23 protein-coding genes are annotated in these 13,449 nt (G+C 39.8%); 2 read left to right on the top strand and 21 right to left on the bottom strand.

The genetic code is table 11. The features are described from left to right. Positions 1-30: 30 nt before the first annotated feature. The gene (locus QM454_RS16205) at positions 31-288 is read left to right on the top strand and encodes a DUF4190 domain-containing protein (protein ID WP_432359874.1); all 258 of its coding nucleotides are present in this window, start codon (positions 31-33) and stop codon (positions 286-288) included. Positions 289-339: 51 nt separating this feature from the next. Here the strand turns inward: QM454_RS16205 and QM454_RS16210 are convergent, their stop codons facing one another. The 4 genes from QM454_RS16210 to QM454_RS16225 all read right to left on the bottom strand — a co-directional run bounded on the left by QM454_RS16210 (position 340) and on the right by QM454_RS16225 (position 2,795). Then, positions 340-741, bottom strand: coding sequence for a DUF4870 domain-containing protein (locus QM454_RS16210; protein ID WP_432359877.1), 402 nt, complete (start codon positions 739-741; stop codon positions 340-342). A 119-nt stretch (positions 742-860) separates the two neighbouring features. Beyond that, positions 861-1,571 (bottom strand): hypothetical protein, encoded by a 711-nt coding sequence (locus QM454_RS16215; RefSeq protein ID WP_432359880.1) that lies wholly within the window; start codon positions 1,569-1,571, stop codon positions 861-863. Between the two features lie 101 nt (positions 1,572-1,672). After that, positions 1,673-2,467 carry a VLRF1 family aeRF1-type release factor gene (locus QM454_RS16220; RefSeq protein ID WP_432359883.1) on the bottom strand — a complete coding sequence of 265 codons (795 nt, stop codon included), beginning with the start codon at positions 2,465-2,467 and terminating at the stop codon, positions 1,673-1,675. Positions 2,468-2,546: 79 nt separating this feature from the next. Continuing rightward, positions 2,547-2,795 carry a PepSY domain-containing protein gene (locus QM454_RS16225; RefSeq protein WP_432359886.1) on the bottom strand — a complete coding sequence of 83 codons (249 nt, stop codon included), beginning with the start codon at positions 2,793-2,795 and terminating at the stop codon, positions 2,547-2,549. Between the two features lie 60 nt (positions 2,796-2,855). Here QM454_RS16225 and QM454_RS16230 point away from each other — a divergent pair, with 60 nt between their 5' ends. Continuing rightward, complete coding sequence (locus QM454_RS16230) at positions 2,856-3,083, top strand: YfhD family protein (protein ID WP_432359889.1); 228 nt, start codon at positions 2,856-2,858, stop codon at positions 3,081-3,083. Positions 3,084-3,192: 109 nt separating this feature from the next. On the opposite strand, the gene QM454_RS16235 is transcribed toward QM454_RS16230, so the two are convergent. From QM454_RS16235 to QM454_RS16315, 17 genes are all read right to left on the bottom strand, one after another. Next, positions 3,193-3,987: a protein phosphatase 2C domain-containing protein gene (locus tag QM454_RS16235; RefSeq protein WP_432359892.1), complete on the bottom strand. Its 795-nt coding sequence runs from the start codon at positions 3,985-3,987 to the stop codon at positions 3,193-3,195. Continuing rightward, positions 3,977-4,426 carry an HIT family protein gene (locus QM454_RS16240; protein ID WP_432364064.1) on the bottom strand — a complete coding sequence of 150 codons (450 nt, stop codon included), beginning with the start codon at positions 4,424-4,426 and terminating at the stop codon, positions 3,977-3,979. The genes QM454_RS16235 and QM454_RS16240 overlap by 11 nt, the downstream gene beginning before the upstream one ends. Positions 4,427-4,463: 37 nt before the next feature. Continuing rightward, complete coding sequence (locus QM454_RS16245; RefSeq protein WP_432359894.1) at positions 4,464-4,943, bottom strand: NUDIX hydrolase; 480 nt, start codon at positions 4,941-4,943, stop codon at positions 4,464-4,466. A gap of 22 nt (positions 4,944-4,965) precedes the next feature. Then, positions 4,966-5,418, bottom strand: a complete 453-nt coding sequence (locus QM454_RS16250) for an ASCH domain-containing protein (protein ID WP_432359897.1) — start codon at positions 5,416-5,418, stop codon at positions 4,966-4,968. Continuing rightward, the gene (locus QM454_RS16255; protein ID WP_432359900.1) at positions 5,418-5,873 is read right to left on the bottom strand and encodes an SRPBCC family protein; all 456 of its coding nucleotides are present in this window, start codon (positions 5,871-5,873) and stop codon (positions 5,418-5,420) included. Before QM454_RS16255 ends, QM454_RS16250 begins: the two co-directional genes overlap by 1 nt. 25 nt (positions 5,874-5,898) lie before the next feature. Next, entirely contained in the window at positions 5,899-6,375 is a 477-nt protein-coding gene (locus QM454_RS16260) for an NUDIX hydrolase (protein WP_432359903.1), read from the bottom strand. Between the two features lie 16 nt (positions 6,376-6,391). Beyond that, on the bottom strand, positions 6,392-7,522 hold the full coding sequence (dnaN, locus tag QM454_RS16265) for a DNA polymerase III subunit beta (RefSeq protein ID WP_432359906.1): 1,131 nt from the start codon (positions 7,520-7,522) through the stop codon (positions 6,392-6,394). A gap of 18 nt (positions 7,523-7,540) precedes the next feature. Continuing rightward, positions 7,541-8,113 carry a nucleotidyltransferase family protein gene (locus QM454_RS16270; RefSeq protein ID WP_432364066.1) on the bottom strand — a complete coding sequence of 191 codons (573 nt, stop codon included), beginning with the start codon at positions 8,111-8,113 and terminating at the stop codon, positions 7,541-7,543. Next, the gene (locus QM454_RS16275; protein WP_432359909.1) at positions 8,107-9,003 is read right to left on the bottom strand and encodes a GNAT family N-acetyltransferase; all 897 of its coding nucleotides are present in this window, start codon (positions 9,001-9,003) and stop codon (positions 8,107-8,109) included. The genes QM454_RS16270 and QM454_RS16275 overlap by 7 nt, the downstream gene beginning before the upstream one ends. Before the next feature lie 9 nt (positions 9,004-9,012). After that, positions 9,013-9,891: a hypothetical protein gene (locus QM454_RS16280; protein WP_432359912.1), complete on the bottom strand. Its 879-nt coding sequence runs from the start codon at positions 9,889-9,891 to the stop codon at positions 9,013-9,015. Then, entirely contained in the window at positions 9,878-10,174 is a 297-nt protein-coding gene (locus QM454_RS16285; RefSeq protein WP_432359914.1) for a DUF2087 domain-containing protein, read from the bottom strand. Before QM454_RS16285 ends, QM454_RS16280 begins: the two co-directional genes overlap by 14 nt. Then, a complete protein-coding gene (locus tag QM454_RS16290; protein ID WP_432359917.1) occupies positions 10,164-10,718 on the bottom strand; it encodes a DUF402 domain-containing protein in 555 nt (184 codons plus the stop codon). The genes QM454_RS16285 and QM454_RS16290 overlap by 11 nt, the downstream gene beginning before the upstream one ends. A gap of 11 nt (positions 10,719-10,729) precedes the next feature. Next, positions 10,730-11,272, bottom strand: coding sequence for a short-chain dehydrogenase (locus QM454_RS16295; RefSeq protein ID WP_432359920.1), 543 nt, complete (start codon positions 11,270-11,272; stop codon positions 10,730-10,732). Beyond that, on the bottom strand, positions 11,256-11,417 hold the full coding sequence (locus QM454_RS16300; protein ID WP_432359922.1) for a hypothetical protein: 162 nt from the start codon (positions 11,415-11,417) through the stop codon (positions 11,256-11,258). Before QM454_RS16300 ends, QM454_RS16295 begins: the two co-directional genes overlap by 17 nt. Positions 11,418-11,424: 7 nt before the next feature. Beyond that, a complete protein-coding gene (locus QM454_RS16305; protein ID WP_432359924.1) occupies positions 11,425-11,826 on the bottom strand; it encodes an NUDIX hydrolase in 402 nt (133 codons plus the stop codon). A gap of 14 nt (positions 11,827-11,840) precedes the next feature. Beyond that, a complete protein-coding gene (locus tag QM454_RS16310; RefSeq protein ID WP_432359927.1) occupies positions 11,841-12,605 on the bottom strand; it encodes an alpha/beta fold hydrolase in 765 nt (254 codons plus the stop codon). A 119-nt stretch (positions 12,606-12,724) separates the two neighbouring features. Further along, on the bottom strand, positions 12,725-13,375 hold the full coding sequence (locus QM454_RS16315) for an SIMPL domain-containing protein (protein WP_432359929.1): 651 nt from the start codon (positions 13,373-13,375) through the stop codon (positions 12,725-12,727). Positions 13,376-13,449 lie beyond the last annotated feature (74 nt).

The raw sequence follows: 13,449 nt of genomic DNA on the forward strand, positions 1-13,449 counted from the left end.
GCATACGCTGTGAGAGTGGGGGTGAATTTAATGGAAAGGGAAAACGAGCAAACTAACGGAATGGCGATTAGTTCACTTGTGTTAGGGATTTTAGGAGTTGTGTTAAATCTAATTCCTATCATTCCTTATCTGCTCGGCATCCTGGCAATCATCTTCGGTGTCTCAGGGAATAAAATGCACATCGGTAAAGGGATGGCAGTTGCAGGCATCATCTTGGGGAGTATCACATTGGCGATGAAAGTTTTATTTTGGTTATTTGTTTTTATGGTTGGGGGAATGAATTATTAGTTGAACACAAAAAAGCCGCTTCAGATATCTTAATCCGAATGCGGCTTTTCATTATGGCTTTTCCAATTGATTTTCCACCACGTCCCCAATGAATGGTAGCTTATAATAGTTGCCTTGGTAAGCTTGATACATCATAAAGATCATCAGCGCTAATGCGAGCGGACTTAAAAGCAGACTAGCAATAGCACCAACGAGAGGAACGAATCCCAAGACGATACTGATCAGGAAGATGGCAATCGCCATAAATACGGATTGTAGTGCGTGGAATCGGATGAAACGGTTTTCTTTTTCCACGAAGAGAAAAATAAGACCGATAATAAAAATATAACAGAGTAATCCTCCCACGTTTTCTGTTAGTCCACTAGATGTTTTGTTGCCTTCCGCTTTGGCGTGCGTTGTCTTTTCCGGTGGCTGATCAGTTGTAGTTCGTGTTTCTTTTTCTTTTTCATTCAATTTTTCATAACCCCCTTTCCCCCCTATTATATTGAACGGATATAAAAATGATGCGTGCTCTAGGCAAAGACCTTTCACAGGCAATATTTTTCAGGAGGTAGGGTAAATTAAAACAGCCTTTAGTTTGATTCGGATTGATTGGACTTTCCTCTTAAACTACTCATATACGTCGTTGTAAGCTTATAGCTCTTGTCAATTTTTTCTGCGATAAAATGCGATCGCTCGAAAATGACCGACTTTAAGAAATCCATTTGTCTCATCATTTTTTCAATCAATCCTTCGTTTCGTTCCATTCGTTCCGCTAGTTCAGTTTGAGCCGTTTTCTGCTCTTCAAGTGAAAGGGAGAATTGGTCTTGCTTTTCAATTTGCACATCCATCTTTGTAAGGAGTCTCTTTTGGTCTGCTTCGAATTTATCCAACCGTTCTGCTATTTCGCCGTTTGATTCATTCAGTATATTAATTTGTTTCACAAGCTCTTCATTCATTTTCCTTTTATTTTCAATCGATTGTTGAAGCTCTTTATGTTTTCGATCCAAACGTTCTAATGTTTCGATCGCTTCTTGTTCAAATTGTCGATGTCGGGTTTGACGTTCCAATATTTCATCGATACGGGCCCCTGTCATTTTCCAACGATCTGATTGAATTCTTCTCTGATGTTGAAGTTGTTTTTCAATTTCATTATATTTGTCATGCATTGCTTCGAATGCCTTCGTTTGATCTTTCATTGCTTCTGATAAGGAATCGGTTCGATAGACGGCCTGATTTCTTTCAGGAATATTGCTGCCTTTGTAAAGATCCGAGTGGTTCTTCTTATTAAAAAATAATCCCATCGTTCAACCTCCCATCAAGCGTTTTCTCTATGATATGTTGATGGGTAATTATCTGTAACGAATAAAACCGCTCCTTCAAGAGGAACGGTTTTAAGGTCAAGCTATTTTTCAAAAACTTGATGGAGCACTTTATTCGATTCGATATTGATTAGGTTTTTATAAATACAGTTATTCGGTTTAATGCGTAATGTTTTAACAAACGAGTTTGCCAATTCCGCTTCTCCGACGACGTATAATTCCTTCCAGTTAAGTTCTTTCCGCATCTTTTCAACAATGGTGCCCATTTCTTTATAAAATCGTTCAAGATTTTCTTTTAGTCGCTGATCAAGCTGATCTGGATTGTTGCCACCGACACCTCGTTGGAGTGACGAAACTACACCTTTCTGCTCTTTCCACACTTCCAGACCAGAGTCAAACGCATAACTCCTCTCTCCATTGACGAATCCCATTGCAGTATCCAAAATGCGAACTTCGCCAAAGCTCGGCATAATAACGCCCGCCTCTGGATACGCTTTTAACATATACTCCAATTCCTCAATTACCGGATGGTCTTCCCAGTGGAAACTTGTTTTCACTTGCACTTGTACATAGTGGACGGACCATAATTCAGGATCTTCGGACGCAAAAATAACGACCCCTTTGTTAAAGTCGTTTTGGTTGTCTTCAATTTCTTTCGTCACTTTTTCTTTCAGTTTTTTATACGCCTTTATTTCTTTTTCATCATCAGATGCTTCCAAATACTCATCGATACGCTTCAAACCGGTTTTCAAATGGATTCGCCAAGCGCCATTCTGCTGTTCCGGATCAGCAGGGTTCGTATTTAAATACACACTCAATACACAACGGGAATCACATTTGAACTCCCTCAGTTTTTTCAGTTCTTCACTTAGTGACATATATCCCGAACCTCCTCAAAGTATGGTCTTTGTAAGCATGCCCCATCCATACCAATCTAAACGGGAGGTCCGGTCACGTTTAGTCCTGTTTAGAGCTGATAATCTGACCTGTTACTGCATCGACTTTCACTTCGTATCTAACGCCCTCTTTTGTGCGGATTGTTATTTCATAAAGCAAAACACCGTCATCAAATTCCAATTCAGCCTTGATGACATCACCAGGAACACGGTTTAACGCAACCTCCATCGCTTGGGTAATTGAAATTCTGCGAAACCTTGGATTTCTCCAGTTATTTTCCCAATTATTATTGTTATTCATGTTTACCATTCAACGTAAGCCTCCAAACATTTTTGACGTTCATGTTCAGCATATTCAGAGGTTCGTGAAATGTGCCCGATTCAGCATAAAACGACAACGAAAAGCCATAGTATGGGGGATAGCAAATTGAAAGGAGCGACTGTAATGGGAAGAGATGAACATAAAACAGGCGGAAACAATACCCGTTCCTTACCACAAACACCTAAAAAGCAAAAAATCAAACCGAGTGAAGTAAAAGAAGAAATTGCAAAGGAATTCGCCGAGCTGCGAAAGGCAAAGAAGAAAAAGCAACTTTGATAACATTAGATATAGTATACCCCTACATCAGCTAATTCGATGTAGGGGTGGAACTTACTTTATAATTGAATTAATTTAGGTAATTCCCTTGATGCTTTCTGTAAGGAACTTATTTATTATTAAAATCGCTCGGAATACTGCCTTGTTTCGAAATTTCAACCGTCCATGCAACTATCGTAGTACTGTCCCTTACATTGTTCTTTTCAATTTCTTTCAGAATCATGGAAAAGGCGACTTCAAATTGTTTAGCATCCAATATATCCACCAAGTCCATTGGGTTGGAAAAGGGTTCCCCTGGGCATTCAAGCAAGCCATCTGTTGTCATGAATATTCGATTGACCCCTTTCCTTAATTCCCGAACGCCTGACGAGAAGCAAGGAACTGCTTTATCGAACGTATTCACTTGACCAATCCACTCATAAAACTGCCTTTGATTCAATTGAAATTGACCGAGAGCGATTAAATCAGGATGGAAGACGTAAACGACACAGTCTCCAACGGAAAACCACCAAAGATAATTTTCTTTTCGAATACAGATCAGACAAGCTGTTTCTCCTTTGGCCTTCTTGCATTGATCAAGAAATTCATCACTTTGGAATATCGTCAGAAGCTTTTCTTCCACATGGTGAAATCCTGGCTCAGCTATCATCCTAATAAGTTCTTGTTCGTACTCTTCTAATGTCCGGATGACAAGTTCAGCACTTTCAGCACTATAATGTGCATCTAAAATCGCAGCAAATTCCCAATCCTCTCCTATCCACACGATGCAGCCATCCTCATTCTTGTACTGTCCTGCAGAAGAATTCCCACCAAATCGCCCAATGGTAACACGATCTACCGACTGAACATCTTTCTCGTCGATAAAATTCTTTTCACTTCCAACCCATGAAAACTTAATGCGCATCGTTGTTCTCCAAGTATGAGCGTACTCGTTCACAAAGCTCGACGATTTCATGATTTCCCCCAATCGGAGCGTCGGACCATTCACGGACAGACATCGGTCCCCAATATTGTTCAGGTGTGCCCGGGTAACGCGGGACGATATGCATATGCAAATGAGGAACGGCGTTTCCGGAAACGAGAGAGTAAATATGCTCCGCGCCTTCAGTAACCATGAGCGCCTTGCTCACGCGTGCCATAATACTTCCAAAGGCAGCCGCTTCTTCTTGATTCATATCTCCAAGTGTCGGTGCATGCCTTTTCAAATCAATCATCAGATGTCCTAAATAACCTGATTCTCCATTATTATCAATATGTCCTACGTAAACATAATCATCTTCATAGATTGTAATACCATCTGTTTGAAGTTCACCCCGATGTTTCTTGCAAATGAAACATTCCATTCTCTCATCCCCCTCGTAAGTGTTTTTCCCCTCAATTTCATCCAATCGGATAATTTTCAATCCTTCTCCCCCTCATATGGATAAATTCATGGATAATTGGAGTTTCCGGGTGATTTAGGTTACTTGGGAGTTCATCAATCGAAAAGAATTGTAATGATAACACTTCATCTTGATCTGCCCGTAATTCACCCTCGTAATCCGCACAAACAAAAGTGGCAATGACATTAAAAACTTCATCACCATGGGGATATTTATAATAAAATTGTTCACCAGAGAAAATATTCAAAAAGTCAAGGTGATTGGATACTAAATTGCATTCTTCATATAGTTCACGCTTTGCCACCTCTTGTAGAGATTCCCCTGGCTCCATTGAACCCCCAGGCAATCCCCAACAGTTATTATCTGCCCGTAGTTGTAAAAGCAATCGATTCTCAGAATCCACTACTATTACATTCGCACCGACCATTATAATTGGACGTGTTCCAATTAGTTCCCTCAATTCACTTATATACCCCATACCCCATGTTCCCCCTGATTTATTAAAATTTCTCTCGGTTGTTCACATCGATTAAAGTAAATCTTTCACAAACGAGAAGCATGTCCTCAGAAAATTTAATTCCACGTGGCAATAATTCTGATTTGAAGTAACGGTCATGAATCTCTTTCCATTCTTCATAGGAGCCTTCACCTTCCGCCAACGCAAACTCCTCTGTTACTTCATTCATAGGGACAATCGACACATCAGTTGTTTTAATGATTGCAACGGGTTCCTCTTTACTGTTCAAAATGATGCTATAATCCTCTGTTGTCGGGAGCGGTTCATTTTCCAATTCATACAGTACATGAGCTGAGCATGTTGCTGTCTTCTTTTCCTCAATGACCAACTGTGCTAGCTCGTCCGGCGTATCGCCAAACATCCAAGCAGTAACTGATGCCGGACGTTCTTTGTCACCCCAATAACTCTCCCAGTAACTCTTTGCTGCTTGATTCATTAATTGCCCACCTCTTTTTCCGCAACCCTTTTCACTCGTTCAACAAAATCCACAACGACTTTATCACTTCCAAAAAGCAAAAATAACTTCACGAACCATTTCAGCGGTTTATTTGTAGCTGTATAACTAAATCTAGTTTTCTCATCACCAATCTTAACAAGGGCATAACGAGCAGTTATCTCAAACATTCCACCAAGTGTAAAACCGACTTTCAGCTTTTTTTCATTTGGAGTGTCTAAGTAGTCTAGAGTTTCGACCTCATATTCCATTACACGCTTGCCTTCTTTATATTTCTGCAAGTACACACTTCCAACCATTCCTTCTGTAATGGTGACAGGTTCATTTGAAACAACTTGCGGCATAATTTTTTGCATGTTTTCTAATGAACCATCAAGATACTTCCACACTCGGTCGATTGGTGCATTAATCTCAATTTCCTTTGTCCACTGCTTCATTCAACCATCTCCCTTTTAACGATATTTAGTTAACCGTACTCAAGAATGGATAATACTTCAATAGAAATTCATCCAATATGTCCTTATGACTTTTAACGATATTGTTAGGCAACTCATGGGGATAAAAATATTTAAAAGTAATGGATTCAGTCTGATCAATCACCAAGTCACCTTTTGCATTTTCCGCATAATAGGCGGTTGTGACGACATAGAATTCATCGCCATTTGCAGCCCGAATGAAATGTTCGGGACCCGAGTAAACATTGATCAATGTCATTTCATCCACTACCAGCTGAGTCTCCTCGAATAGTTCACGCCTCGCCACATCCTCTGTAGATTCCCCTAATTCCATTAATCCACCTGGGATTCCCCAAGTACCTTCCGGAAACTTCCGCTGTTGCAGCAATATCCTTCCCAGTTCATCAATAACGACTACAACCGAACCGACAAATATCAACGGCCGATGCCCAACTAACTTACGCAATTCTTCAACATATCCCATTTCTAAGCCCCCTGAATCATGTTCGTAACGGTGAAATCAATTGTACATAAGAATTACCCTTTTCCGGCTCAATGGTCGCAGGTTTCATCACTCCACAAAAACTGATTGTCACCTGTTCTTCCTGTATCCCTTTTAACGCTTCAAGAAAAAACCGACCGTCGAAGGTCATATCAATAGCAGGTACCCCATCCACCTTGCTTATTTTCTGTTGTTCTTCAATCATTCCTATTCCTGCTGAGTTTGTTGTTATTTTCAAGATGCCATTGTCCATCAGAGCCAAGTGAACATTGTTATGCTTCCATTCCTCGGAGAAAACACAAGCTCGGTCAATCCCCGCCATCAATTCTTTCGTGCTCATCGTAATCTTCGTCACAAAATCTGTAGGAATTAATGATTGGGTGTTCGGGTATTTCCCTTCAATTAATACGGAATACAAGCTCGTATTTTCTGTTGAAAACACAATCATATTGTTCGCAATCGATATATGTACTGTGGCAAAGCTGGATTCATTCAGCTGGAGAAGTTCCATCAAGCTTTTTCTTGGAACAACAACTGAATGAGCTCCTTCATTGAAGTTAATCTGCATCTCTCTACGTGATAAACGATGGGAGTCAGTTGCGGTACAAGTAAGTTTGTTCTTTTCAAACTCCATTTTTACACCAGTAAGCACTGGTTTCGCTTCACTTTTGGAGACAGCAAAAATTGTTTGTTTGATCACTTCTTTTAGTGATGCAACATCAACTTCAACAGAATGAAGTATTTTGATTTCCGGCAGTTTTGGATAATCGACTGCAGCTAAGCCGTTCATTCTCGTTACAATAGAACCGGACTTGATGAGAACTAATTGCATATTGTCAGATGATAGCTCAATATCATCCGGGAGTTTTCTTAAGAGGTTCATAAAATGCTTTGACAATACAACAACACTTCCCACTTCATGTACCTCAACAACTGTTTCCCCATTTATCTGTAAAGGAATTATCTTTTCAATGAATAATTCCGAGTTTCCACCTGTTAGAACAATGCCATCTTGAGTTGCTTCGATCTTTATACCAGATAGGATTGGGAGCAGACTTTTACTCGAACATATTTTATGCAGTTCGGAAACTATCGCTGTAAATAATGAATTCTTTATAGTGAATTTCATGAATATGCCCCCCTTGCTCTATTCCACTTGTAATACTTCAACCTTATGCCATATCGACTTCCAATTCTTCTTGCGAACTCGTAGATGATAATAGTCCATCCGCTCTTCTGTTTCACTAAAGTAAGGTGTTGGCCTTATGGTGAAGTTGATCACGTCTTCTATTCCATGCGGAGCAGTCAACATGACTTTTCCTTCTTCATCCAGCTTCACGCCCAATGCAGTAGCTGTTTCAGGAAACTTGGCTATTGCTTCAGAAGACGACGAGTAGGGACGGTCATTGTTCACAGTATGCATTCTTGCTTGATTTTTAACAGACCACGGAATAGTATGATGACGTTGCTTCAAAATATTTTCATAGTGTTTTTCAATCTCTTCATCTACATTTGATTTATCGAAATAAATTACATCGATGTCCGGTAATAGTGTTCTCTCTTTAAATTCATGCAGTTCATCCCAAATCTTCGATCGCACGAATCCCACACACACCCACCAATCTGGTAAATTCAAAGACTGTGCACTTCGTAAAATATCCATCATCCACTTGTCTTCAGAAATCAAACGGATGACATCCTTCTTGCTATGAATCATAATACGACTGCCTTTTTGTCGATTATTAAATGAATCAATTCATGCTTTACTTTGAACCCAGCAGCTTGATAAAGTCTTATAGATATCTCATTTTCATTCTCAACACATATAGAAATCTCTTCTATTTCTTCATATGCTAACAATTTTCCCATTGCAAAAGTCAGCAGTTTTTTGCCAATCCCTTGTCTGCGGAATCGATCTGAAACGGCAATGTATTCGATAGAGCCTTCACCATGCTGGGGAGCTACTTCAATATAAACATAGCCAGTCAATTGGTCATCTCTAGTCGCAATAAACAATTTTTTCTTTTCACTTAATCGTTTAAGAATCGTTTGTACGCTATAATATGTGGAAGGAAAAGCTTGTCTATGCAATTCTGCAAAGCCATCTGCATAAGCGGAGTTGTATTCTATTACTCCTTCTTCTTCAATGGTTCCTTTCCATTCATTTTTCTTGGCTGTTAGAACTGTATGTTGTCCCTGTGATTTACCGCCTTGAGAAACGGAGAATTCTTTTGCATACGCGTTTTCACGGTTCAGGAAAAAGTTATATCGATCCACTTGCGAGGCCGATAGAGCAGTCACTTTCTCCCAAAGTTTATTGACAAGATCAGTATGAATAAACTCCTCGCTCACAAAAGGCCCCCATACTTCCGCGCTCCTGTCTTCCAAATCGACATCCAGTCCGATGGCAGCCACAATTTCTTTCTCCTCGTAAGCTACCATAAAAGAATTTGCTAAATTTAAGTCTGAGAAATTGCTAGTGAGCGTGTCGTATATTTCCTCTTTTGATTCCCCGCAATAACCTATATGTCGACTCGGCACTACATTCATTTTCGCAAGAAACGCGGCCAAATCATTATTATCTCTTGGTGATTCTATTACGATATTCATCTTATAACCTCATTTCATATAAGCGTATAATGTCTCCGCTACTTCGTAATTAACGGATTCACAAATATGCAGCGAATAAGGACATGTGGAATCCACTTCTTTTTCAATGTATGAAATATTGTGCTTTACGGCATCCTCTAATTGTTTTCGAATCAACTTGTCTAAATTATTGATTCCGGAAGTGTCATCCACACCTACCCATCCCAATTCCCAACTGTCCTCATCGGACTCATACAATAGACTAAAAGCTGTAATTTCCAAACCATTTACCATGACATAGCTATGTTCTTCCATCAAACCATTCATTGCAGCATTCCTCCAGCTCTCAATCGGAAAGTCAGCGACAGGGTTGTCGGAATGTGTTTCTGTATACACCTTTTTACATAGCTGAACAAAACAATCCATTTTCGCTTCGTTCGTACGTATTTCTCTGATTGATAAAATTCGTTCATCCTGCACCGTTTCACCTTTTGGCGAAGTTGGCTCGATATGTATAATCTCCGTCTTTCTAATCATCCTAAACTGGTTTCGGGTTAAAAGATCTTTCACCTGAGAAAATCTGTCGTCCAGCAGAAAAAACAAAGGTTGTTCATATTTATTTTCCAGCTCAGTAATGATGATTTGAAGAGCTAATACATCGACTCCATCCAAGTTATAAGCAAGTTGGACATATATACAATTTGGATGCCAAAAAGATTTATGGGTGGAAGCTACAGCAAGTACTTCCTCATCCTTTTGTGCCGAATAAATATCGTTATGAAATTTGGCAGAAAAGCTGCTGTTCATCCGCGCCTTCAAATCACTATTCTCCCAAAACACTTTATCGATGAATGTGTTAAGTGTAATCAATACATCCTGATTACTTTTATCTAGCTTACTTATTTCCAATCCAATACTCCTTCCCGTCGTCACTACGATTCATTAAGCCATAGTCGATGAAAAAACGTCGAATGGTCGCAAAATCAGGATGGATTTCTTTAAGCATCGTGTTTATCTCTTTTTCCAAATACATTTTTCCAACTTCAAATCGTTTTATTATTTCTTGGGCAATGATGTACTTCCTTTTTTCTTTGCTTGGAAAAGTATCAAGCGGACCATCTACTCCTTTTCTAAAATAATTTTTCAACACTTTCTCTCGTTCTATTTCCGTAACTTGAAATCTATCTTCCATATAAATCATTCCTTTTCATCAGATCAAAATGCTGCTTTGTCAAATTAAGAAGATCGAATCTGTTTTCGACTACTATCGTTTTAATTCTGTCAAACTCTGCCCAAGCAAGTGCAAACTCATCGTCTGATATGATTTGACTGTTAAGCGCAGCTTCTAATTCGTCAATATCTTTCTCTATTACTTCCCCACTAGGCAACACGATCAGATCCAAAAACAAATCATCCATCCATGGCCCATTTATTGGACAATAGCCATTCTCTCTGCAAATATCGATATACCATTGGACAATTTGGCCGGTTGAATCAAATACCGTCGTCAGGGAAAAATGCTTTCCATCCGGGAAATGCTGCAACCATCTGTATCCCTTATTTGCGATGCAAACCGTCCTTCCCCTATATGTCATGTAGAGAGGTTTGGCTACTTCATTCATATCAAGCAGAGTTACGTACCCAGTAAATTGTGTTGTAGAAATATATTTTTCTGCATATCTTCTCTCCACAATTCGCTTCCAATCATATCGACTGCCGTATTTGCGTTTCAGCAAAATAAATCCCCCTAGCTCGGCCTTTCACTATATGGATGCAGTTGACCAATTATCCTGTCAGCCGTGTTATCAACAATTTGTTGAATGACCCCACTAGCAATTTCCTTATGTGTCAACCATCTCGAAATTCCATCCTCTCTTACAAAACCAAGGAACACTTTTTCATATATACAATTGGCAGGAATTCGAATTTCCTCATCTTCAAAATACCGACGACTTCCTTTTACATGGATGAGGCGGAACGATGTTGCTTGATCATTCATTTTGCAAATCTGTTCAAGCGCAAGATAATTAGGTGTCCAGCTTACGATCAAATCAAATGGTCCTCGCTTGGCAATCGATTTCTCGACTTCTGTAAATAACGCTTCCGAATAGTAATCAACTTGGGTCGGAAAGATTGAATCAGGAGGACTGCTTGCTTTCAATCGTTCAAACTTTGCTGCTGATCGACCGATGACAGATACAGAAAACCCTTCATTAGCCAAGAATATTGATACACCTGCTAGCATGCCTGTGCCACCAATGACGAGTGCGTGGTTAAATTTCTTTTTCAACCTTCATTTCTCCATTTCTAATAATATCTTTTGCTAAATGGTAGGCTGTGACTGTAAACAATTGTGTAATTTCCTTGTTCCGAATCATTTCTCCCATGCTAGCAAAAGGAAAATGTTTTACTTCCAGAGCTTCTGTCTCATCCAAATCTTGGTCATGTATCTGATTTTGCATCGGTCATTAGAAAAGTAATTACCTTGTTCGTCTGAGTAGCAGGATTGACCATAAACTCTCCTAGATGAATCAGCTGTTGTTCCGAAACATAGCCAGTCTCTTCCCGGACTTCACGTCGAACCGCCTCCTCATACGATTCACCTTCCTCTATTTTTCCGGCCGGTATTTCAAGATAAAAATCGTTGCCGGGATGTCGATATTGCTTTACAAGGACAATCTCTTCATCCTCCGTCAATACGATTGCATTCACCCAATCCGCATACTCGTTCACGTAATAGTTTTCAATAACTGTTCCATTAGACATTTGGCATGTATCTTTCCTTAAATTGCCGAATGGTGATTTATACTTGTATTCACTATTGAGCACTTCCCATTTCGCCAACTGCTTCCCCTCCGTTATCGCTTATGCACTTTTTGATGCACGATCCAACCTTCCAATACCTCGTTGAATAGATCCGCTTTAGCTACCGGAAAACCGTGTCCAATATCTGGGACGAAGAAATATTCATAATGTTCGTTAACCTCGACGATTTTTCGAACAGATTTCTTCACTAGCCCCTTCTCTTTCTCTCCAGCAGTTACTAATATCCGCGCAGCGCTTTTCGAAATGTTTTCCGGAAGTGAGTAAGCCATATTTTCTTTGAGAACGTTAATAAGCGTGGTGAGATTCATTTTTAAACTATCCTCATAGTAATTTTTGAAATACTCGCCATCCATATATAGTTGTTTCGCTTGAGCTTTCGCAAATGTCTTGTTCTTAATCAGTGGAAATGTCATCTTAACCGTCGGGGCAATGAAGGGAATCATGTACATCATTGGAACAACAACCGCACTGTTGATCATAGCGGTGCTAATAAGATTAGGCGCAAGACTTACGATTTCCAAACAGATTTGAGCCCCAATTGAAAACCCTATAATATGTACGTCCTTCTCATCATTCTTTTGTTCAATCAACTGAATTATATCAAGCGCATTTTCACGAATAGAGAATGAGGTTTCATCACTTCCGCCTCCATGCCCTTGCAATGTCGGAACCAAACAATGGTACTCTTTGAAATATGCGGTTTGCTTGTCCCACATCCAGCCTCCAACACCGCCCCCGTGGATAAACACGAGGAGAGGGCCTTCATTATTGCCGAGTTCAATGTAATTCAAATGCATTCCGGTTTTTTCTTCCTCTCTCTTTTAGTATCTACTACTACATTCAACGAAATGTTTGAAAATACCTTCAAATACAAAAAGAAAAGCCGGAAACCCCATTCTGGATCCGGCTTTTCCTGTCAATATTGAAATTGAACTCTTAACGTTGAGGTGATAACAATCTGGCCACCTTCTATTGGCGTTGTCATTTGCTCCGCTCTCGCAAATGTTTGTAACGGAACAGGCTGTACGCCTTGTTGTTCCTCAACTATTTTGACTGGCTGCGGTTCTACTTGCAATTGCAACTCATTGGCAATTGTCCGGGCCTTCGTTTGGGCATTCTGTAAAGCTCGAACGATCGCCTCTTGCTTATAACGTTCTGCATCTTGCACTGAGAATTGGATATTTGAAACCCGATTCGCACCATTTTCTACAGCCGTGTCAATGATGCGCCCAACTTGTTCAAAATCAGTAATCTTTACAGAGATTGCATTACTCACTTCATAGCCTCTGAAAACCTGTTCTCCATTCACATAATCATACTTCGGAAAAATGGTGTACGACACTGTTTGGATATTTTCTCGTGGTATACCTAAGCGTAAAAGCGATTGGATGACGTTATTCATAGTTGTTGCATTTTCCTGTTGCGCTACACTCAATTGTTCATTCACCGTGACGACTTCCACTTGTATAGTAGCAATATCCGGTATAGCAAAAACCTCACCTTGACCTACAACAGTAATGGAACGGACTGGTTGTCTAGTTTGTCGATGGAGATATGGATAATACATGATACCCCTCCTGAACGCTTACTTTTTATCATGATATGCGATATTTGGCACAAAAGTTATTATTGGGGGAGTCG

The organism is Sporosarcina sp. UB5 (genome assembly GCF_050859005.1).
Lineage (GTDB): Bacteria > Bacillota > Bacilli > Bacillales_A > Planococcaceae > Sporosarcina.

Excerpts from the sequence above, each read along its gene's own strand:
- QM454_RS16205 (WP_432359874.1), top strand. The coding sequence starts at position 31 with ATGGAAAGGGAAAACGAGCAAACTAACGGAATGGCGATTAGTTCACTT.
- QM454_RS16215 (WP_432359880.1), bottom strand. The coding sequence starts at position 1,571 with ATGGGATTATTTTTTAATAAGAAGAACCACTCGGATCTTTACAAAGGC.
- QM454_RS16220 (WP_432359883.1), bottom strand. The coding sequence starts at position 2,467 with ATGTCACTAAGTGAAGAACTGAAAAAACTGAGGGAGTTCAAATGTGAT.
- QM454_RS16225 (WP_432359886.1), bottom strand. The coding sequence starts at position 2,795 with ATGGTAAACATGAATAACAATAATAATTGGGAAAATAACTGGAGAAAT.
- QM454_RS16230 (WP_432359889.1), top strand. The coding sequence starts at position 2,856 with ATGTGCCCGATTCAGCATAAAACGACAACGAAAAGCCATAGTATGGGG.
- QM454_RS16235 (WP_432359892.1), bottom strand. The coding sequence starts at position 3,987 with ATGCGCATTAAGTTTTCATGGGTTGGAAGTGAAAAGAATTTTATCGAC.
- QM454_RS16240 (WP_432364064.1), bottom strand. The coding sequence starts at position 4,426 with ATGGAATGTTTCATTTGCAAGAAACATCGGGGTGAACTTCAAACAGAT.
- QM454_RS16245 (WP_432359894.1), bottom strand. The coding sequence starts at position 4,943 with ATGGGGTATATAAGTGAATTGAGGGAACTAATTGGAACACGTCCAATT.
- QM454_RS16250 (WP_432359897.1), bottom strand. The coding sequence starts at position 5,418 with ATGAATCAAGCAGCAAAGAGTTACTGGGAGAGTTATTGGGGTGACAAA.
- QM454_RS16255 (WP_432359900.1), bottom strand. The coding sequence starts at position 5,873 with ATGAAGCAGTGGACAAAGGAAATTGAGATTAATGCACCAATCGACCGA.
- QM454_RS16260 (WP_432359903.1), bottom strand. The coding sequence starts at position 6,375 with ATGGGATATGTTGAAGAATTGCGTAAGTTAGTTGGGCATCGGCCGTTG.
- dnaN (WP_432359906.1), bottom strand. The coding sequence starts at position 7,522 with ATGAAATTCACTATAAAGAATTCATTATTTACAGCGATAGTTTCCGAA.
- QM454_RS16275 (WP_432359909.1), bottom strand. The coding sequence starts at position 9,003 with ATGAATATCGTAATAGAATCACCAAGAGATAATAATGATTTGGCCGCG.
- QM454_RS16285 (WP_432359914.1), bottom strand. The coding sequence starts at position 10,174 with ATGGAAGATAGATTTCAAGTTACGGAAATAGAACGAGAGAAAGTGTTG.
- QM454_RS16310 (WP_432359927.1), bottom strand. The coding sequence starts at position 12,605 with ATGCATTTGAATTACATTGAACTCGGCAATAATGAAGGCCCTCTCCTC.
- QM454_RS16315 (WP_432359929.1), bottom strand. The coding sequence starts at position 13,375 with ATGTATTATCCATATCTCCATCGACAAACTAGACAACCAGTCCGTTCC.